Source organism: Maribacter chungangensis (assembly GCF_042676845.1).
GTDB classification, from domain to species: domain Bacteria; phylum Bacteroidota; class Bacteroidia; order Flavobacteriales; family Flavobacteriaceae; genus Maribacter; species Maribacter chungangensis.
Map to the genome: position 1 here is coordinate 197,526 of NZ_JBHTHY010000003.1, position 21,192 is coordinate 218,717.

General features: G+C 39.2%; 14 protein-coding genes. 9 read left to right on the forward strand and 5 right to left on the reverse strand.

What is annotated here, in order from left to right; genetic code table 11:
- The first annotated feature begins 67 nt into the window (after positions 1-67).
- Positions 68-952 carry an AraC family transcriptional regulator gene (locus tag ACFQZJ_RS00900; RefSeq protein WP_379931672.1) on the forward strand — a complete coding sequence of 295 codons (885 nt, stop codon included), beginning with the start codon at positions 68-70 and terminating at the stop codon, positions 950-952.
- Between the two features lie 19 nt (positions 953-971).
- Here ACFQZJ_RS00900 and ACFQZJ_RS00905 read toward each other — a convergent pair whose 3' ends face one another.
- On the reverse strand, positions 972-1,814 hold the full coding sequence (locus ACFQZJ_RS00905; RefSeq protein ID WP_379931673.1) for an N-acetylmuramoyl-L-alanine amidase-like domain-containing protein: 843 nt from the start codon (positions 1,812-1,814) through the stop codon (positions 972-974).
- 136 nt (positions 1,815-1,950) lie between these two features.
- Between ACFQZJ_RS00905 and hemH the strand changes: the two genes are divergently transcribed.
- Together hemH and ACFQZJ_RS00915 are read left to right on the forward strand one after the other, a co-directional pair.
- On the forward strand, positions 1,951-2,994 hold the full coding sequence (gene hemH / locus ACFQZJ_RS00910) for a ferrochelatase (RefSeq protein WP_379931674.1): 1,044 nt from the start codon (positions 1,951-1,953) through the stop codon (positions 2,992-2,994).
- Positions 2,995-3,184: 190 nt separating this feature from the next.
- Positions 3,185-4,561: an MATE family efflux transporter gene (locus ACFQZJ_RS00915; protein WP_379931675.1), complete on the forward strand. Its 1,377-nt coding sequence runs from the start codon at positions 3,185-3,187 to the stop codon at positions 4,559-4,561.
- A 197-nt stretch (positions 4,562-4,758) separates the two neighbouring features.
- Here the strand turns inward: ACFQZJ_RS00915 and ACFQZJ_RS00920 are convergent, their stop codons facing one another.
- The gene (locus tag ACFQZJ_RS00920) at positions 4,759-6,093 is read right to left on the reverse strand and encodes a DUF5723 family protein (protein WP_379931676.1); all 1,335 of its coding nucleotides are present in this window, start codon (positions 6,091-6,093) and stop codon (positions 4,759-4,761) included.
- A 925-nt stretch (positions 6,094-7,018) separates the two neighbouring features.
- Here ACFQZJ_RS00920 and ACFQZJ_RS00925 point away from each other — a divergent pair.
- The 6 genes from ACFQZJ_RS00925 to ACFQZJ_RS00950 all read left to right on the forward strand — a co-directional run bounded on the left by ACFQZJ_RS00925 (position 7,019) and on the right by ACFQZJ_RS00950 (position 12,849).
- On the forward strand, positions 7,019-8,461 hold the full coding sequence (locus ACFQZJ_RS00925; RefSeq protein ID WP_379931677.1) for a C1 family peptidase: 1,443 nt from the start codon (positions 7,019-7,021) through the stop codon (positions 8,459-8,461).
- A 38-nt stretch (positions 8,462-8,499) separates the two neighbouring features.
- Positions 8,500-8,943 (forward strand): hypothetical protein, encoded by a 444-nt coding sequence (locus ACFQZJ_RS00930; protein WP_379931678.1) that lies wholly within the window; start codon positions 8,500-8,502, stop codon positions 8,941-8,943.
- A gap of 104 nt (positions 8,944-9,047) precedes the next feature.
- Entirely contained in the window at positions 9,048-10,238 is a 1,191-nt protein-coding gene (locus ACFQZJ_RS00935; RefSeq protein WP_379931679.1) for a CHASE2 domain-containing protein, read from the forward strand.
- Positions 10,211-11,005, forward strand: a complete 795-nt coding sequence (locus ACFQZJ_RS00940) for a hypothetical protein (RefSeq protein ID WP_379931680.1) — start codon at positions 10,211-10,213, stop codon at positions 11,003-11,005. Before ACFQZJ_RS00935 ends, ACFQZJ_RS00940 begins: the two co-directional genes overlap by 28 nt.
- 97 nt (positions 11,006-11,102) lie before the next feature.
- Positions 11,103-11,552, forward strand: coding sequence for a hypothetical protein (locus ACFQZJ_RS00945; RefSeq protein ID WP_379931681.1), 450 nt, complete (start codon positions 11,103-11,105; stop codon positions 11,550-11,552).
- Between the two features lie 106 nt (positions 11,553-11,658).
- Entirely contained in the window at positions 11,659-12,849 is a 1,191-nt protein-coding gene (locus ACFQZJ_RS00950; protein ID WP_379931682.1) for a CHASE2 domain-containing protein, read from the forward strand.
- Positions 12,850-12,855: 6 nt separating this feature from the next.
- On the opposite strand, the gene ACFQZJ_RS00955 is transcribed toward ACFQZJ_RS00950, so the two are convergent.
- From ACFQZJ_RS00955 to ACFQZJ_RS00965, 3 genes are read right to left on the reverse strand one after another with little or no spacing between them, the layout of a single operon-like run.
- Positions 12,856-13,989, reverse strand: a complete 1,134-nt coding sequence (locus ACFQZJ_RS00955; RefSeq protein ID WP_379931683.1) for a hypothetical protein — start codon at positions 13,987-13,989, stop codon at positions 12,856-12,858.
- Between the two features lie 10 nt (positions 13,990-13,999).
- The gene (locus tag ACFQZJ_RS00960; protein ID WP_379931684.1) at positions 14,000-14,740 is read right to left on the reverse strand and encodes a hypothetical protein; all 741 of its coding nucleotides are present in this window, start codon (positions 14,738-14,740) and stop codon (positions 14,000-14,002) included.
- Positions 14,737-21,186, reverse strand: a complete 6,450-nt coding sequence (locus tag ACFQZJ_RS00965) for a T9SS type A sorting domain-containing protein (RefSeq protein WP_379931685.1) — start codon at positions 21,184-21,186, stop codon at positions 14,737-14,739. The genes ACFQZJ_RS00960 and ACFQZJ_RS00965 overlap by 4 nt, the downstream gene beginning before the upstream one ends.
- Between the last annotated feature and the right edge of the window lie 6 nt (positions 21,187-21,192).

Genomic DNA, 21,192 nt, shown 5'->3' on the forward strand with positions numbered 1-21,192 from the left:
ATTACAAGGATTAAGACCTGTCTTATTTAGAAAGAATCTAAATAGATTATAGATAAATCACTTTGAAATGAAATTAAAAAATGTCGCTGTAGGTTCATTTGAGGAAATTTTGATCGATGACGGATTTTATGTACTTAAAATTCAGAACGATAGGACGGCAGATGTCCAAATAAAGCGGGAGATCAACAAACGGTACATCCAATTTCACTTTTGCCTAAAGGGAAGGGGTAAATTCTTGTTTAACGACGGAAATTATGCCTTGGATGTTTCCGAGGAGAATTCCCTCCTACTTTATAATACACAACAAGATTTGCCCCTCAACCTTTCTTTATCGCCAGGTTCCTGGATGGTATCCGTGGTTATGACCATTCGTAAGTTCCATTCCCTTTTTTCCGAGGAAGCCAGCTATGTTCCATTTTTGGACGGCGAGAACAAGGAGAAAAAGTACTATGCCCAAGAAACGGTTTCGCCGGCAATAGCGGTAGTGCTTAGTCAAATGATCAACTATAATTTGCACCCTACGATTAAGAAACTATATATCAAAGGAAAGGTTTATGAATTGATATCGCTCTATTTTAATAAAAGCACAGACACAGATATAGAGCAGTGCCCGTTTTTGGTAGATGAGGACAACGTAAAACGCATCCGTAGGGCAAAAGAGCTGGTAATCGCCAATATGGCCGAGCCGCCTACCTTGAGCGAGTTGGCCAAGGAGGTGGGTCTAAGCCTTAAACGCCTGAAAGAAGGGTTTAAACAAATTTATGGCGATTCTGTGTATAGCTTTCTGTTCGATTACAAGATGGAATACGCCAGAAGATTGCTGGACTCCGGTCAATATAATGTAAACGAGATAGGATTGCGAATAGGGTATAGTACCTCTAGTCATTTTATTGCGGCTTTCCGTAAGAAATATGGCACCACCCCAAAGAAGTATATGAAGGAGTTGGCTTAATAATAGCAATTTAAAGCAGTTACAGTGGCCTTGCCACCAAAATACCAATATTCTTTTTTACCCCTTTTAAATATTCGGCCAGGGGCTTTTTAGTTATTTCGACCTCCATGGATGTTGTGGAAGCATGTAAAAGATGAATTCTGCCGTTCGCTTCTCGCACGGCAATACCGGTGTGCGTTACGTCCAAACCCTTTATGGATGTCGCCAAGGCGATGATGTCCCCGGTCTCTATCAAATGTTCCTTCGCTTCTATTTGATCTTGGGGCAGGTAGCAAAAGGGTTCTTTGGCCAATTCTTTTTCCGTGGCCACTATTTTTTCAAAGTTGGCATCGTCCTTTAAAAAGGGATACAGTTCACGGTGCGTACCCATAAAATTGATGTCCTTTTCTATCGCAATTCCACCGATATCGGCCGTTATATCCGTTAAAAGTCCTTTGGTTTCGTTATTTCGTATCCATTCCGTAAAGTAATGTAACCTGGAGCCGTAACCTTGTAGTTTGCTATCCTTATACCGAATAGTCTCTAAATAGTTGGTAAAATCGTTAAAAGAACTTCGTTCGTTTTTGAGCATCAGGCTAAAGGCCATTACATTCTCTATAAAGGTCGTGCAGTCCAAGCCTTGAAGGTTAACGACCAAGGTTTCGGTTGTCCCAATTTCCAAGGTTTTGGCTACATAGGGGACTTTTAAGAAAGTTTTTCCAACGCTTGCCATGGTATTGCCAAAATCGGCATTTAGAAGTCCTTGGGTTTCTACTATTTTGGTTTCCACAAGACTTTTGTCCTTTGGAGAGCAGGTGATGTGCTGTGCTTGCCCTTGGAAAAATGAACATAAGATGAAAACGATAAAGTAAATGCGTTCCATATAAAACAATTCAATTTATAAAGATAGGATTTTTTATACCTATCGATGAATCTTATATCGCAATCAAAAAACTTAGCCGTTCCGCTCTAGTATAAATAGGAAGCAAAGCTTATTTTTGTCTTAAATTGAAAGTGCTATGAAAGGAGTTTTATTGGTGAATCTGGGTTCTCCGGACAGCCCAACGGCTAAGGATGTAAAACCGTATTTGGATGAATTTTTAATGGACGAAAGGGTCATAGATGCCCCAAAATGGTTGCGTAACATCTTGGTTCGTGGCATTATTTTACAGACCCGCCCCAAGAAATCTGCCAAGGCCTATGCCAAAATCTGGTGGGACGAAGGTTCTCCGCTGATTATATTATCCGAGAGGTTTACCGAAAAGCTTAAAAAACACACCAAAATGCCCGTTGCCTTAGGTATGCGTTACGGTAGCATGAGCATAAAAGGTGCGCTCAAAGAACTGGAAGACCAAGGCGTGGACGATGTGCTTTTGGTGCCACTATATCCCCATTATGCCATGTCGTCTTATGAAACTGTGGTGGTGAAGACATTGGAAGACCAGCAAAAGCACTTTCCCAAAATGAAAGTGACCACCATGCCAGCTTTTTATAAGCATCCGGATTATATTAAGGCACTTTCGGAGAGTATTAAGGATGGACTCCAGGATTTTGAGTACGACCATATCCTGTTTTCCTATCATGGGATTCCGGAACGGCACATACGTAAAAGCGATCCTACCAGATTCCATTGTAAGATGGACGACACCTGTTGCAAGATCAACTCGGTTGCCCACAATACCTGCTACCGACACCAAGTATACGACACCACCGAACTTGTAAAGGCATATCTAGGCCTTCCCGACGAGCAGGTAAGCTCTTCATTCCAATCCAGATTGGCGGGTGATCCTTGGTTAAAACCCTACACCGATTACGAATTTGAGCGTTTGGCCAAGGAAGGTGTAAAACGTTTGGCGGTGATTACCCCGGCATTCGTTAGCGATTGCTTGGAAACCTTGGAGGAAATTGCCATGGAGGGCAAGGAAGAATTTGAGGAAGCTGGTGGCGAACATTACAAGCATATTCCTTGCTTAAACGACAACGATGCCTGGGTAAGCGTGATGGCCAAATGGGTCAATAACTGGGAACATACCGGAAAATTGGATGTGGTACCGGTGGATTGATGGCTTTGGCTTACCTAAAATAAGTTGCGCAGTCTATATCGTGGACAGGTAAGGGTTGCTTTGGTTATGTAAGTACTTTTTTTGGACTACATCCACGCTGGAAGCTGGGTGAACTTGCTGGATGGTTACCTGGGTATTCGGTACAATCTATAATTACGGCCAGGCGACAGAAAAAATCCCTTTTTAAGACATGGCTAGATTTTCATCGGAACAATTAGGTACCGAGCCTATTGGTAAACTACTGATCAAGCAGGCAGTGCCTGCCAGTATCGGTATTTTGGTGATGTCGCTGAATATTTTGGTCGATTCCATCTTTGTGGGCAATTGGATAGGTTCCGTTGCCATTGCCGCCATCAACGTAGTGCTACCGGTCTCTTTTTTTATAGGTGCCTTGGGAATGGCCATAGGTATTGGGGGTGCAAGTGTACTGTCTAGAGCACTTGGTGCCGGACGGAAGGAGAAAGCCCTTAAAACTTTTGGGAACCAGATTGCCCTTACCATCTTGGTCACCGTATCCATGGTCCTTTTGGGTCTGTTTTTTGCGGATTCACTTATCCCTGCTTTTGGGGGTAAGGGAGCTATTTTCGATTATGCGAAAATCTATTATGTCATAGTCCTGTACGGTGTACCTTTTTTAGCGCTCAGCATGATGGGCAATGCCGTTATACGCGCCGAAGGTAAACCCAAGTTCGCCATGGTGGCCATGATCATTCCATCGGTGGCCAACCTGACCATGGATTATGTGTTCATCTATATGTTTGATTGGGGCATGCACGGCGCCGCATGGGCTACCACATTGGCTTATGTTTTTTCCTTTAGTTATATCCTATATTTCTTTCTGTCCAAAAATTCGGAACTCAAAATCAGTTTTTCCCATTTTGGTCTGGACAAAGTTATTTTAAAGGAAATAAGTGCCCTTGGTTTTGTAACCCTATCGCGCCAAGCGGTCGTTAGTATTATCTATCTGTTATTAAACAATATTCTCTTCAATTTGGGCGGGGAGGCCTCGGTAACGGTATATGCCATAATTGGTCGCATGCTTATGTTCGCCCTCTTTCCCGTTTTTGGAATTACCCAAGGCTTTCTGCCTATTGCAGGGTATAATTATGGTGCCAAACAGTATGACCGTGTTAGGAAATCCATCAGCATTGCCATAAAATATGCGTCGTTATTAGCTTCTATGGTGTTTATTGGCCTATTTGTATTTCCAACGGAAATCGCTTCCCTTTTTTTGGGAACTCCTGAAAACGCAACCGTGCAGGAACTGGCCATAAATGCCTATGTGTTGGAAAACATGCCCAATGCCATGCGCTGGGTCTTTGCGGCTACGCCTATCATTGCCTTACAACTTATTGGCGCCGCTTATTTTCAGGCCATTGGCAAGGTGGTGCCCGCGCTGCTGTTGGCACTGAGCAGGCAGGGTTTCTTCTTAATTCCTTTAGTGCTGGTTCTCCCTCGGTTCATGGGTGAACTTGGGGTTTGGGTTTCCTTTCCGATTTCCGATGTGCTGGCGACCTTGGTAACCGCGTATTTTTTGAGAAAAGAAATGAAAACTAGGTTACGTTGACTTATCACATGGTCAATAAACCATATTTTAGAATTTGAGTTAGCGCTATCTGGTAATGCCCTATTTTAGTTGATGAGCCATGTTATGGTAATACTTTTCTAAATGGGTTTCTTCTTGAGTTAAATTATCTGAGGTGCCGGTTTATAGCTATTCGTTTTCAAGAGTAAGAACCGTAAGGAGAAAATAGATATAAACGTTTATAAGCTACGTTTATGGTACACTGGAATTTTAAGGCCCAGAAATAAATGTGCTAGTTGAGATTTGCTGCCCATAAGGTTAGAGACTACACTGCTGGACCCAAGGGTCAATGGCCCTAATCTAAGACCAAGACCTATAGCAGTGTTGCTTAGACTACTATGTGAAATAGGAAGGTAGGCGCCAAAAACCCTGCTTTCGAACCTAGGGGTGAGGGTAATTAGATTTAAACGATTGTTGTTAAAGAATTCATTTTTGTTTACCATTCCTTGTCCAACATTTAGGTTTATATATAATTTAGGTGTAACGCTGTAATCTAGATTTAGCTGTAGTGTGGTCGGCAAGCTCCATTTTACATCCTGTAGCGTTGAGGTTGCGGTGGCATTGTCCTCTATGATATCGATAAAATCATTCTCCAGTTCTTGCGCGTTTACATTGGCGTTAATTGTATACTCCGTAACCTCGGTGCCCGTATAGTTGATACTTCCCAAATCGAGAATAGAAAGCCCAACCTTAAGTTTATATTGGTTAAAGGCGCGTGGGTTGTTATTGTTGGAGGGGGCAATGGACTTTGCGTTCCTGAATTCATATACAAAACCAATATCCGCACCAAAGCCTGGGGCAAGTTCTTCAAAATAGTCAATGGAAGTAGTTCCGTCGTCTATGGTAAGGGCGTAGGATATATCGCCATCTAGGCGTACTTGACCGGTTGCGTCGTTAAAATTGCCCGTAAGCGTATTGGAACCGCCCTGCACTGCGCCCCCTCCCAGTAAATATTTTAGGGTAATCCCGCCTTTAAATACATGGTTTGGGTTAGCAAGGAATACCCGCCCATAGCTTAGACCAACCTCTCCCCATGCATGGGTCGCGAAATCCAAATTATTCTGTTCAAAGGCGAAGGAACTCGTAGGGAAACCATCATAAATACTTTCAAAAAGAGCTCCATTTACATTGTTAAAGTTACTTATTGCCCTTACCCGTGTAACCAAGGCAAGGCCACTCTTTTCATTTAAGGAGAATTGTAGTGAAGGTCCTACGACATCCGCATCCAATAAAAAATTATTTTGATCTGAAGCAAAACGTTCCAAACCATCAAAGCCCGAGTCTCCCAGGAGGTTTGATATATTGCCAAGCGTTAGATTGGTATAGTCCGTGGACAAGGTTCCGCTCGCAGAAAAAAGATTGAATTCCCATTTAGTTCTAGAATCGGCCAAATTTGCAGGGTTGTGTATGGTGTTATGTATACCACTAAAATTATCCATGGTATATCCCATATAGGATTGTGAAAAGCCAAAATTGACACAAAAGAACAGGATTAGTGCTGCTGTTTTTTTCATATTGTAAAAATATTTAGTGAACCTTGGTTTCAAAAATATTGATTTGCCATGTTTCTGCGAATACCCAATAAAGGGTATTTTGATACTGAAAGGCCCTACTTGTAGGTTAATGCGTATTTTTAAATAAGATTAAACCACATTAGGGTTGTAGCCGTGTTTTGTGAATAAAATAATGCGGAAAGGCATCGGAGAAAGTTAGGCCTCCAAGTAGGGTTTTCAGAAAGCAATGAATTATGTTTATGGGATAAAAGTGACTTTTGGGAAAAGTTAGTGTCTAAAAAGATAACAACCTTATAGCACTATGGAACTACTTATTTTTATCCTACTTTTTGTCACGTTCGTTTTATTGGTATATAGTATAAGGGAGTATGTTAAAACGAAACGTAAGTACGACACCTTTATGAAAGAAAAGAAAAAGCGGGAGACTTTGTAAAATTCATTGTTCTCCATTATTTTGGCTTCCATTAATTTCAATGAACATTTTACTGTTCAAGAATTAATTCATCATAGTACAGACTTTTTTGTTTACTATTGCGTACCTCCATGTATTTTAAGTTTTATATACAAGGTTTCTTTATACTCGGAAATATATAGTGTTACTATTTGTGGATTTGGAACGTGGAATTAATCTTGTTGCCACATTGTAGTCACGTCTTCCTATCATTAGATGTTGTTGATATATTTCTATTGTTCAACTAGATCAACTGGAGATTTAAGTTCAAATAATAGTTCATCCGGTAATTTTTGCTCAATTAATTTATCTTACAAAAAAATGGCGATTTTAGCTAATTTATAGGTAAGTTTTTACTCCTACATTTAGATTAACCTCAAATAATCCGTAATTCATCTATAAATACCTGTTACAAGGTATTCTAGGGTCTAATAAAATACATTAAATTGTAATCCGAATATTATACCTTAAATTATGGAATTACGAGTTACACTTTTATTATTTATTTCCACTTTTGTTTTTGCCCGGGCACAACAAAGTACCGGTCTTTTGTTTGACGACGACGCCTATGGAAAAACACCATTAAAGGCCAAGAACGTAGCTTTCCAAGATGTGGTTACGGAGTTTTCGAGTGCCTCCCTAAAACAATTTGTCCCAAAAGTGGGCGATCAAGAAGGCTATAGTACCTGTGTAGGGTGGGCTAGCGCCTATTACGCCCGTACTATTCTAGAGGCACGGGTGACAAATAATCTGAATACGAATTCTATTACAGAGGGTACATTTTCACCAGTATTTACCTATTTAAATTCCAATGTAGAGAATGATTACAACTGTCAGCAAGGTGCTTTTATTGGTAGGGCAATGGAAACGATGGTTGAAAAAGGAGTGCCGTATTACAAGGATTTTAATGTTATGTGCGAAACCAAGATTCCAGAAAATCTTTATGAACAGGCGGAACAATTTAAAATAAAGGATTTTGCCAGAATATTTGGATCGGACGAAGAAATCGATTTTAAGGTAGATGGCGTAAAAAGATCTTTGTTGAACGGAAATCCGGTCGTGATTGGTTTTATGGTAGATAATTCTTTTCATAGCGCTAAAAATGTATACGTTCCGGATGAGCTTGGTAGTACGGGAGGGCATGCTATGTGTGTTATAGGTTTTGACGATGATAAGTATGGTGGCTCTTTTGAAATTGTAAACAGTTGGGGCGAAGGATGGGGAAATGAGGGATATATATGGATTAAGTATGCCGATTTTGCAAAGCAGACCCGCTATGCCTTTGAGATGATTCCAATGCAATCCAAACCTTTGGAGAAAAAGGTGCTGGCAGGAGAGGTAGACTTTGTCTTAAGAAATAATTCACCCATGAAGGTATTCAACGCAGAGGGTGAATACTCCGGTTCGGTGTTCAGTGCACAAGAAGTTGTGATCGAGGAGGAAGAGAGTATCGGTGATTATGTTACGGAGGAATCATATCCTATAGACACTAGATATAGAATGGTTACCAAGGTAAATCAACCGGCCTATGTCTATGTTTTCGGTATGGATTCCGATAATGAATTTTCTCCCTTATTTCCGTTAGCGGATTCCATTAGTCCCTTCATCAATTCATCCAAGTCCGAGGTCATTCTTCCTCCTGCACCACCTGGAAAAAGGGCTTATGCAAGATTATCCAAAGATGTAGACAAGGAATATACCATTGTAGTTTTTTCTATGGAAAAGCTAGATCTTGGAAAGATAGGGGAGCAATTGACCCAAATGGAAGGAACATTATTGGATAAACTCTATGTGATATTTGAAGATGAGTTAATTCCGAAGGATACTATGACGATGGGCAAGGATAAGATGAGTTTTTCGGCCGAGTTCGACCAAGGCTCATTAGCACTTATGATTTTGGACATTAAACGGTCATAATGCTTCGTAAAGGTCTAACTTTATTAATCTGTTCATTGATGTTCAATTGCATGTCCCAGAAATCGGAAAAGCAAGAAACATCTAAACCAATCAACAGCCTAAAAATCAAGAATCTGATCAAGGAGAAGCGGTTTGCCATTTTAAGGCTAACGGACACGATTGTAAGACTGAAAATTAGTAAGACCTTAATAGATGGGACATCCAACGAGTATTACAATAAGTTAACCGTAGTAGATACCTTAAGCACATCGGCGGCGACTACTATTACAAATACGCTAGTAGACGATAACAGTTACGATTGGGAAGTGCAGATCGACAAAGGCAGGTTTGATCCTGAACATCAATTGCTTCTAAAAAGTAAGGCCGGGCAACTTACCGTACTATTCGACACTAAGGCAAATGCCATCGGTTTCATAGACCTGTTGGGACAGGAAATAGTGGGGTATAAGCCCAAGGTTATGACTTTGTTAGGCGGTGACTAAGCATCTGGTGCTTTTGTAAAAATAGGCTTTATGGTATTCTTATTTTTAGTTAGGCCAAGGATAAAGCCATCCTATTTTTCAGTGTCTTTAAAAAGAACAGAAGTTTGAGGAGAGTTAGATTTATAAATAGGCTATTGGTAAAGGAAGCATTTTTTTGCATGCTTTTTTCCTTTATGGTCATTGGGCTCGTATTGCTTATAGGGTTGAACATAAGTTTTTTTAGTCCGTTTAAAAACGCCTTTAAAGACTTTAGTTATCTAGACCTATATTATGCAGAAAACCTACACGAAGAAAACGGTGACTTTAATGAAAATATAGTACTTGTAAATATTAATAGGATAAACCGAAAAGAAATAGCCGAACTGCTTGGCGAAATTCAAAAACACGGACCTAAAGTAATAGGGTTGGATGTGATTTTTAAAGATAGTCAGGATCCTGTTTGGGATCAATTTTTAGCCGAAAAATTAAAGAATGAATCACTTGTTCTTACCTACACCATACAGGACAAGAATAAAGTGGAAACTAATGCCAAGGTTTTTAGCAGTAAGCAATATGCGGGCTACTCCAATTTTAATTTTGATACGGAATCTTTGGTTATTAGAAATTTTCAAGGGATATATAAAACAGAGGATGATACCCTTGTTTCGTTTCCGGTAGCCGTAACAAACGCTTATTTGGAAAACAACTGGTTAAATGATAATTTAAATAGTTTAAAAAAAGAACGTCCCATAAAGTTCTGGGGCAACAGGGATAGATTTTTGGTGTTGGAACAGGCCGATGTAATAGGCAGGCAAGAACTATCTTTTTTGAAGGATAGAATAGTACTGTTGGGTTATTTAGGGGACTCAAAGAACCATGATTACGATATAGAGGATAAACACTATACCCCAATGAACCCTAAATTTGTTGGCAAAAACCCTCCGGATACCTTTGGTTTGGTAATCCATGCCAATATTATTCAAATGTTATTGGCGAACGACTATATTAGCATTGTGCCAACATGGGTGTTGATTCTGTTAACAATTGTACTGACGTTTATGGCATTAGCCTACTTTATATATTTAAACAAAAGACAATTGGCTAGCTATATATTAAGGCTTAACCTGGTTCAACTTTTTTTTATAATTCTGTTTATTTGGATTTCTTTATTATTGTTCAAGAACGATGTCTTGTTAAAAGTAACATCCATTACGGCTACCGTAGTTTTTAGCATGGGATTAATCGGATACTATAAAAAACTGGCAAACTATCTATATAAAAGATACAAATGGGAAGGTTATTTTTACCACGATTAGGTTTTATAAGTGTTGTTGTGTTATTACTGTCATCAGTGGTAACGGCACAAGATAATTATTTTGTGTTTCACATATCGGGGAAGCCTATGTTAAGCACACAAGTTCCGGTGCAAAGGGGCGAGGTTTTTGGAAACCTGGACACCTATATCCTTAAACAAAAGGATACCGTTTTCTTAATTAATAGGTCGGGAGAATTATTTGAATTGAACAAACCAACTTCGTACACCTATAGTTCCATATCAAATTATAAGAAACAATTTGACCGTAAATCATTATCCGCACTATATTTCACCTATGTGTGGAAACAGTTTAGCAATCAGAAGGAAAATAGGCAGCGGCCAGGCGTTGTTTACAGGGAAGATCGGAACATAAGATTATCCCAGCCTATGGATAGTATAAAGTTGAATGTACCAGAAATTGAGTTTTTATGGAAGAATAATACGGATGTAACAACGGTATATTTTCATTTGCAGGATATAGAAAGTAACCATATCACTAAAATAGGTACAAGTAGTTCTAGTCTGATCCTATATAGGGACAACGTTATTTTAAAGCCCGGAAAGCGCTATAAATGGGCGGTAACGACAAAAGCATTCCCAGACTTTGGCAAAGTAAAGTTCCATGCTTTTGAAATATTGACAAAAGAGGAGTACGCTAAGTTACAAGCAAAGATGAAGGCACTGACAACAGCACTTAAATTCTTGGGCTTTTCTTCGAAAGACATAGCCAATGCACTTTGCATGGACTATAAATATTGCGAAGGTTAACACCTGTTGTCCTGGCATCAACCGTTTTATTTTAAAAATTATATTTGTTAACTTAAAACCCTTAGATACGGCATTATATTAATTGAAACATACAAAGATGAATTTAAGAACGGTTTTGCTGCTAACAATGATTTCTATTTGTACCCTTCTAAGTGGTCAAGAAAATCCTGAAAACACAAGTACACCTAAATCTTTATTCGATACTAAGATAGATTTAAATAAAGGTACCACGAACTGGGCCGCAGGTGTTGCCTCGGTAGTATTCGACAAAAACATTCCGGAGAATCAAAAGACTGCGGAGTTTTATGTTTTTAAACAAGACAATGATCTTTTGGTAAATCAGGAAACACCAATGATGAAGGATAATACCAAGGAAGGTGATAATATTAAAAACTGTGAAACATTGAAGAAAACCTGTCGTAGCGAGAAATGCGTAACGGATGCATTAATAGAAATTTTAGGTAATGGTGATAGAAACGTACTTATAAAATACGAGCGAAAATTGTTGTCCGTGCAGATTTTCTACACGTATCAAGACTGCCAATAGTTTTACAATTTCTATTGTGCGGTAGTTTTGGTTTTAGAAGGCTCTAGGCATTAAAACGGTACATTGTTTAGCAGCTATTTAGCTATTTAAATGGAAGACAAAGAGAATGGCAGCTAATAAAAAAAAGAGTTTTCAATGGTTTTTGTTGTTGCGAGATGGTTTCTTAAGCACCCTATTATCTTTAGGAGTATGCTATTTACTTACACTGTTTTTTTTTAATATTTCCTTTTTTGATCCGGTTTCAAAGGCACTCCGTGACTTTAGTATTTTAGACGTTTATTATGCAGAAAAACTGAATGAAAATAATAAGGTAAGCCCGGATATCATTCTATTGAATATAGAGCATAAAAGTAGAAATGATATTGCTTTGGCTCTAGAAGAAGTTCTGGCGGCCGACCCAAAAGTTGTAGGATTTGATGTTATTTTAAAAGATTTTAGAAAGACCAAGGAAGACACCTTGTTGGCAAGGATATTGGAGAACAAAAAAATTGTGGGTTCGTTGGCCTTTACACCCTCGGAAGCCCTAACCAACCATCCATTTTTTAAGTTTGAAAATAGGCCCGGCTTTGTAAACTTTAATTTTGATACGCAGAACGTTGTTATACGGGAGTTTGAAACTCACAAACAAATAGATGGAACAAATTACGAATCCTTTGCCTCTTTGGTCACCAAAGCGTATTTATCAAAAGAAGAATTGGAGTATTTTGATCTAGACAAGAAACTAAAAGGCCCTAGGGTTATAAATTACAAAGGCGATTTAAAAAGCTTTATGCATTTTACCATTGATGATTTTATGGCTTTAGAGCACAAACAGATTATCAAGGATAACATAGTTTTGATAGGTTACCTGGGTACCCCTACGGGCAATTCCTTTGATGTAGAGGACAAACATTTCACCCCTTTAAATAAGACTACGGCGGGCAAAAGCGTTCCGGATATGTATGGTATGGTCATACATGCCAATATAATCAATATGATGGTTACCAATGATTTTATGTATAAGGTTCCCATGTTCTGGGTGATACTATTGACTTTTCTTTTCAGTTTGTTGGCAAGTATCTACTTTATCTGGCTGGATAAACGTTTAAAAATAAGCTATCGTACGGTACGGAAGGGCGTATTGTTGGTTTATGCGATCGTAATGGTTTGGATTACCTTATTGTTGTTTAGAAATGGTGTGGTTTTAAAAACCACTGCTATGATCGCCGTCGTCGTTTTTAGTGCAGGTTTTATAAAATACTATAAGCATCTGGTGCGCTACCTGAAGACAAAGAGGTCATTTAAGTCCTATATATAGAAGAATCTATTTTAATCTGGCTGCTTGTAGAATTCTTTTATTGTATTGCACGTCATCTTTGAGAATGTCGAAAAAACTATCAATAAAGCCCTTTGCTTTTCTATAGCTTGCTTTGTCTTTAAAAAAGGGTTCGTACTCTGAAAAAAGCTTGAAAATTTCAGGTTGTTTTTGTAAAAAGTGCTGCCGAACCTTTTCAAAACTCACCATGTCTCTTTTAAAACCCCTAAACTGGCGTTGAGTTACTTTGCTAATGTTAAGCGGACTGTTGTTAATGTTAGAGACTACAGCGTAACTTGCGTTTACAAGCCCGCTCATATCAAAGTCATAGGGCACGGGTAGTATTTGCCCCTCCTTAAAAAGTAATTTTTGATTGTGCTGGTAGGCCGTAGAAAAGTCGGTATTGCCGATCATGTATTGGAACATGGCATTGGTAATAGAATTCCTTTCTTCTTGGTTTAATGGGTGAACTACACGTTTCAGTATTTTAGCGTCATGTCGCTTGGCTACTACTTTGTCGTCTTCTATAATAATGGCCAGTAAAATATATGTTTTTGCTTTTCTTGAAGCAAATGCCGTTTCGCCCCCGTAATCGTTGATTTCTTCCAAGGTAGGTTGGGGCATAAATGCCGCTAGGGGATGTATTTCTGCCTTTTGGCCACGGGTATCTGTATATTCAATGCTGGCCAAGCGTGTTTTGAAGTGTATATCCGATAAAATTTCGTAACTCTTATAAGCTAAATATTCTTTAAGTACATCGTCATTGCTTCTGTCTTCTAAAAGACAAGGCAAAACTAGCTTAACATTTTTATGCCCCTTAAAAAGCGATTCCTTATTACTGCCTTTCTCAAAGTACATTTTAATGGGCGGGAAAAAGCAGTTTCCACGCCTAAAATTACCACGTGCCCTAAGCGTAATTGGCAAAGTATCCCAAGTCGCGCCATTTTTGTACATGAGCTCCGAGAGAATATGGGTTTTTTTATCGGTTTCTTTTTTGAGCTGTTTTTTTGAGTATTCTAGTTTTAGGGTGAGGGGGGATTGGGAATGGAAGAGGTTACTTTTGTTAATTTGAGCATTTAACGAACCAATCTGAAGAAAGGTAAAGGAAATGCAAAGGACTACTTTTAAAATATTTAATTGCAACGCTTTTGTTTTATTTGGCAGTGAATTTAAAATAGGTATTTGACGATAAAGAGCTTCCATTTCTTAAATTAACTTTGCTTTCAACTTTAAAATAGTGTATTGATCCGGTTTCAAATTCGCTGTTTGGAATTTCTACTCTTTTCGTAAAATCCGAGTGGGTAAATTCTTGTTCCAATTTTTTGAATTCTAGATCGGGGATGGCTATATCTGCTTGGGTTTTCCCATAAGTGTGATACAGAACATAGCGTAAGAATGTTTTTTGCGGATCAGCATCTGGACTTTCCCAACTAAATTGAACTACTGCAGAATTATTTAATTCTTCTCTTATGATAACGGGATATGGAGCTGCTTCTTCATAAATTAACTCAGCATAGAATTCTGCTATATTACTTTTTACCGGTAAAGTATTTCCTTCTACTTTTGCCTCAACTTGCCATCTATACCAATTGCCTCGCTCTACAGTCGCTTGTTGCCCCGTAATGCTGTTAATGTCCGCTATTGGCACCCGTCTTATTTCTTCTTCTGACTCACGATTTATTAGAACAATTTCACCATCCAACAAAGGACCATTTTCTATTTGCCATGTAAAATCTACGTTTAAAATATTTGGATTGGAAGGATCTATTATACCCTGTTTGCATTTGTTGATTGGTGCTTTTAATTCTATAAAAGCATTTTCTGTAGGGCTAAACTCCCCTGTACAGGAACATAACAGCAAAAAGAGAATCGTATGTATATAGGTGGTTTTCATTTTTTTACTATTTTAAGATCTATACTTGTTAGGTTAGGTGTTTCGATATGCAATATATACACACCTGGGGATAAGTTGCTTAAGTCTACTCCTAAAACGCCATTATCAATATTCAGTTCTTGGGTGTTGATCACCGTTCTTCCCGTTAGTTCCGTTACCCTTGCGTTTACCGTTTCCATACTAAAAAACCCTGCTATGTAGACCATATCGGTTGTTGGGTTGGGATACGATTGGACGGAATTTAAGAATAAGGTGGTTGCAATAACATCTTGACAGTCTTTTTCTCCCTTTATTTCAAATACATTTCTGCCAAAAACCATAGGAACCTCTAAAGTGGTGGCCATGGTTGTTCCGGTTTCAAACGAAAAGAGTTCATCGTTCCTCCAGACATTATAGTGCTCACTTCCAGAAACAGTCAATTTTGCAATTCTAAAATTTTTGTCTGCAATAGAATTCAGAAGTACGGCATCGTTAGGTGATCTAACCGTTAGATCAAATGAGGGAGGTGAATAATTTTCCGGTAGCGTGCTAGTGCCAGAATTACTTATATATATTAAATAACGACCTTCATCCAAATTTTCAAAAGGATCAGGGGTGTCGTTTGCGTTCGTTGTTGGCCCAATCTCTTTTTTCTCAATAGCCTCGCTCTCTCCAAATTTATAAAGCGCTGCACTAATGGTATAGGTGGATATGTTGGTTACCAGTATTCTACCCTTTTTTACCTCATCGCAAGAGGAACTTATAACTTCGGCAAGAATCGTAATGTTTGACGTGCCGTCCTCTGCGGAATTTTTAATAATTATTATTTGTTCTGTGTTCGCGCCGGGACCATAGACAGGGCTACCAGATATTGAGATTTTCAGTATTTCGTCTTTTTCATCAAAATTGTTATCCGATTTAGCTACGATTGCAATCCTAACATCCTTACTACCTGCTGGAATGTTAACACTAAGGTCTGTGATAGAGGTAATTGGGTTTCGGGTTTCATCCGCGTTAATTATAAATAATTCATAGTCCTCATTAAAAACCGCACTATTATCCATAGATGTATCAACTGTAAGGCCTATAGCTATCGGTTGCCCAGTCTCGTTTACTTTGTCCAAAGCTATGGTAAGGATACCCTCAAAGGTACTATCCTGATCTTCAAATAATGACCCTACTTCATTTTCGAACGTAACGGTATAATCAGCTTCATCATCATCTATTATGATAATGGAGTCTTCTCCTTGCGTAGCACTGGGACGATATCCAAAATCATCGATGATTCTAAGTCGTACCAATTCATCGTTTTCGTCAAAGTCATCGTTTCTGGGAATAATTTTGATTTTAGCCTCCGTTTGATTAGGAAGGATTCTTATGATTCCCGATTCATCGGTCGGGTTGAAAAAAATTGAATTTTCAGTCTCTAAAAGGTAATCCGTTTCCTCCGGACTATCGGAAAAGAAAGTGGCGTCACCATCTTTTAAAGAAAATCGTATGTCCAATGCCTTAGACTCGTTTGGCTTTTCGTTGCTCCGGTCTACGGTCAATACAAACTCACCTATACTTCCCTCTGTTGCGTTTTCAAGAATATCAGCTACGTTCTTTTGAACGCTAACAGGGATTGCTTCCAATATTTTTATGGTATATGTATTATCGTAGCTTCTGGAATCTTTTTTTGAATAGCGATAACTCTTTTCGGTATCCGGTTCCTTAAAGGTCAAGTTCAAAAATTCTTCTTCGCTGTCATTATCCTCATTGATTTTAAAAATCAATTCTTTGTCTATTTGGTCCTTTAGTACGTTAATTGGTGTTCGTAGAAAATTATCACCGCCTAGAAAGCTGTAATCGGAATTGAATTTTGCTGAAGAGCCCCCTGTCTGCGTTTCAAGAATGTAAGCCTTGCCCTGCTTCACCGGTTTGGCTGCATCTATAGAAAAATTCAAAAAAGTTTCAGGGCCTTCTTCTACCTCATATCGAACAATTTCCTGCGTGAGAAAATTTGCGATACCCGAATTATTTTGATCATACGTATCTGCAGGGTGTCTATTTCTGATTACAGGTCTTATTAGTTTTTCGTTAGAAATATCCAAATCGATGAAAATCAACCATTCAGAGGCGTCCGCTACTTTTATGAGATAGGGATTTTTGTCAACCACAATTCCATTACTCACTGCCGAAGGAGAATCAGCCAGTCTTAGATAATAATAATCACAATCAATGTCGTTTACAGAGTCTTCGTTGTCATACAACACATCAATAGTAGCCTTGGATATACCAGGTTCGAAAACAAAAACTCTTCTTGACGGAGTAGGGTTGAATTCGTTTTCTTCCAAGTTTAGTCCATCAATATTGTAGGATTCAAATGTGTAGGGAATTTCGATAGTACTGGTATGGTCCGTATACTCGTTATTGCCTTCATCTAGTAAAGTACATGTGATGGTATCGGGTATCTTTGAACCTTCAGTGCCTCCCGTATTGCTTAAAGAAGCCACTATTCGTTTATCTGTTCCTGGTTCGGTCACCGTAATTCGAAACTGCTTTTGGTCACCTGTAACGGTCCCTTGTAGTGTTGTTCGTAGCGTTGTAATACCACCATTGAACTCGTCAAATTCGACATCAGGAACAATGCTGAAAATTAGGTCTTCCAAACTTTCTTTTTCTCCGTCTTCCAAAAGTTCTATGGTTATTTTTGCATCGTATTCCGCAGAATTGTTTACCGTGTAGTTCGCAAGGCTCCCATTCATATCGTTCCCTTGTGAATCTTCTATTCTTAGGCGGTAATCCACGTTAGGCGTCAACGAGCTGTTCATTGTGTTTATGTTGAACTGCATGTTGTAAACCGCCCCTTGATTGTCGTTCGGTCGCCTTGCGCTAAGTTCCATAGTAAAAATTTGTCCTTCCAGCATTTGGTACGTAGTTGTAATGGCGTCACCATCACTTATGTTCTCGGATGCACCGGAAACTTCTAACAGTATTTCTTGTGCCGGTCTATTACCGCTGCTCTCAATTTCAAATGGCAAGACCAAGTTTTCAAGATAAGAAATGACTTCATTGTTTGGGCCTGATAAATTGTATGTTCTTGTGGTAGGGGTAAAGGATAGTGCAAAAGTCTTCGCTGGCGTACCCGGTGCCATTGTTTCAAAATTGAAGGTAATATCATTAAACCTACCCGTATTTGTTATAATATTGTTTTCGTTGAGACCGTTAAGTGAGCGGTAATCGGTATTAAAAATAGCTGTACCGTCTATGGTATTGATCAACATTCCTTTTTGGACGGGTGTGGTTACCTCAGGGGTAAGGTAAATGCTCAAGGTTTCGTTGTCCTTTATTCGGTAAACCCCATTTTCAACTACTACGGGCCTACGAGTTTCCACTTCTCCTTCAAATTCGTCGAGGGTTAAAGAGATAGCGAACAAGTTTATAGTGTAGTCTTGAACAGGATCTGTAAAAGCTTCGTCTACAATGCGAATACGAAACGTAAAACTTCCATCTGCATTGGCGTTGGTCCATGTGTAGTTAGCTTTTGGTTTGGGCAAGGTAATCGTTACAATTTCTTCATTTTCAACAATGCCGTCGGATACCACATCAAATGTAGCTATTTGGTTGTTTTGGAAGAGGAATGGATCTAAAGTGCCACTAATGGCTATATCGTTGTCCGCTTCCGGATTAATGGTTAGAGTACTGAAAAGAGGAACTTCTTTAAATTCGATTTCCGGTGGCAGATTATTAGCGGTAACGGAAAGATTAAAACTATTCCCCTCTGTTATTTCGTAAATACCATCAGTGCCTAATAAGGCATCTGTAAGGGCTATGGTCGCGGTAAACTCAACGTCGGTTATCGCTACTTCAAACTCTAGCTCCCCGGTATTTTGGTCGGCATTTTGCCAGATAAAATTCCCGCCTGGTCTTGGTAGTTTAAGTGTTATGGATTCTTGGTTTTCTGTTACACTATCTAAATAGACCGTAAAGGGTATGTTGATATCACTTCCGGACCCTTGGCTAAAAAAGGAGGGTTCCGAGAATGTAAAATCCCTTTCTTTTAATGCGGTTTCAGATGCATCGTCTAGGATAAAGTTAAACGTCTCATCCGTATCACCTAGAATGTTGCCCACTAAATTAAAAGTAGCCCCTTCTTGAATGATGTAATTGGGAGCTGTTCCGGCGCCTTCCAGGGTCATTGCTACAGTTACGGGGTCACTTGCCTTTATTTTTATTACAAATACTTCCGTGGAGACGGTATGATTATTTTGAACTGCCTTCACTGTTATTACAAGCTCTTCCGTTTCTTCGTTAATTACGTCATCTATGATTTCAAATCTTAAAAATCCGTCTAACGTATTCTCCGTTACGGTAAACCTTTGCGGATCGGCTAGCGAAATCGATGTAGGCCTTACTTCTTCCGTATTTTGCAATGTTCTAAAGTTTGGGACGAATAGTTCTCCAAATGAGTCACCAGTGGACGGTCCTATAGTATAGGTTTCGTAACTAATTTCCAAGTCATATATAGCACCTTCACTTGCATTATTGTTAGCGTCTATTTGTAGATCAACAATATCCCCTTCTTCTACTTCATAGTAAGGGCCGCCACCTAGGTCTTTTAACGAGGTTGTAATGAATAAGGGTTCGGTAGTAGAGCTAGGGGCATCAACAACTGTAATTGTAAAAGTACTGGTGTCGGTTATACTAAAAAGGTTGTTGTCCGGTGAGGTTATTGTAATCGTATAGGTTTCGTTCGCCTCGGGACTGTTATCCTCAATAGCCAAAATCGTGATGCTACCGTCCGGTTCGGTGGAACCTACGGTAAAAGGTTGGTTGGGCAGTGCCGTATTTCCGTTAAAGGTGAAATCTGCCGTGGTAGGGGTGCCATTGAGGGCAAATTGTATGTTGGGGGTGTACTGCGTGCCATCTACAGCCGTGGCATCGGCATTGAAGTTCAGGGTAAAGGAATTGCCTTCGGTGATTTCAAAATTTGGTGATGCGCCTGTCCCTTCCAGATTGGCTGCTACGGTAAAAGGCTGGGGCGCGTTGCAATCAACAAGATATTCTGTAGTTGTATCTTTTTGCCATCCTCCTTGGGCTTCGGCATTGGCCACACTGTTCACTTCAATACAGCTTAAACGGAGATTTCCTGTGGTATTAAGTGTTGTGAGTGTGTCGTCAATGTCTTTGAGGTTTAATGATTCAAAGTCGTTATTGTTAACCCGTAGGGTGCTAAGTAAATCTAAACCAGAAAAATCCAAGGCTGTAAAATTGGAATTGTCAATGGTCAGTTCCTGTAATTGCGATAAAGAACCTAGACCGGTCAAGGTGTTTAGGTTTGGGCAGTTGGAAGCTATGAGATTGGAAATATTATCCGTTTGCCCTCCTAGGATTATGGTGCCAAAATTATTTCCGCTCACGTTCAATGTTTGTACGTTGGGAACGCCCCCAAAACTAAAGGTAGAAGATGCATTGCCCAGATTATTGTTTTGTAGTTCCAGGGTGGTTACATTGGTTAAATTGCTTCCGCTGGTAATGTTCTGAAAAAAAATTTCATCTCCTGGTACATTTGTATTGTTAGCGTATATTTCTACCAGAGAAACATTTTGTAACCGTAGTGCATTAAGGTTATTATTGCTTACATCCAGAATTTCTAGATTAGAAAAAGCCTCAAGACCTGTTAAGTCAGTAATTGCCTGATTGGAAATATTAAGACTTAATTCGTTGGCGAGATCTGCTGTACGCACTAAACCGTTTGGGATGCCTCCTTCCGTGTCTATATTGTTATCTATCAGATAGGTTTCAAAATTACGATCAGGAAAACGTGTGAACGTGGTTGCGCAACTGGCTCCAAAAGCCGTTCCGCCATTTTTTCTGAAAGCAGCATTTATATTTAGTGCATTGGCACGAACAACGGATTCCACCTGAATACAAGTCAACAAAGGATTGTCCTCCACATTCATTGCCGTTAAATTACCCAGTCCACTAACATCCAGAAATTCTAAGTTGTTTTGGGCAATATCAAACGTATTGAGACTTGTATTTGTCGAAACATCTATAGCTTTCAATTCGTTTACATTTAAACCAATAATTTCCAAATTGGTTAGGCCTTTAATGTTGATTTGTTCCAACTCGTTAAAAAATGCCCTCACATCTCTAATGGAGGTCATACCTTCGAGATCTAGAACGGTAAGGTCGTTCTGTTGTACCCATAACACTTCCAAATTAACAAAATCCTTAATACCTGTTAGATCTGTAATTCCCAGTCCCGGGGCTGTAAAACTCTCTACCAGTGTGAGCACTCCTGTTAAATTTAGGAAAGTGATATTTTCAATGTTTGCCGTTAAGACTTCGTTGTCCAGTACATCATCATAATTTTGGTCAATCAAGGCTTGTTCAAAGTTATTATCTGGAATAAACGTGGTTTGCGCCATTCCCAGGGCACCTCCCAAACAAAAAAATAAAAGTAGTAATGTTCTCATCATCTATAT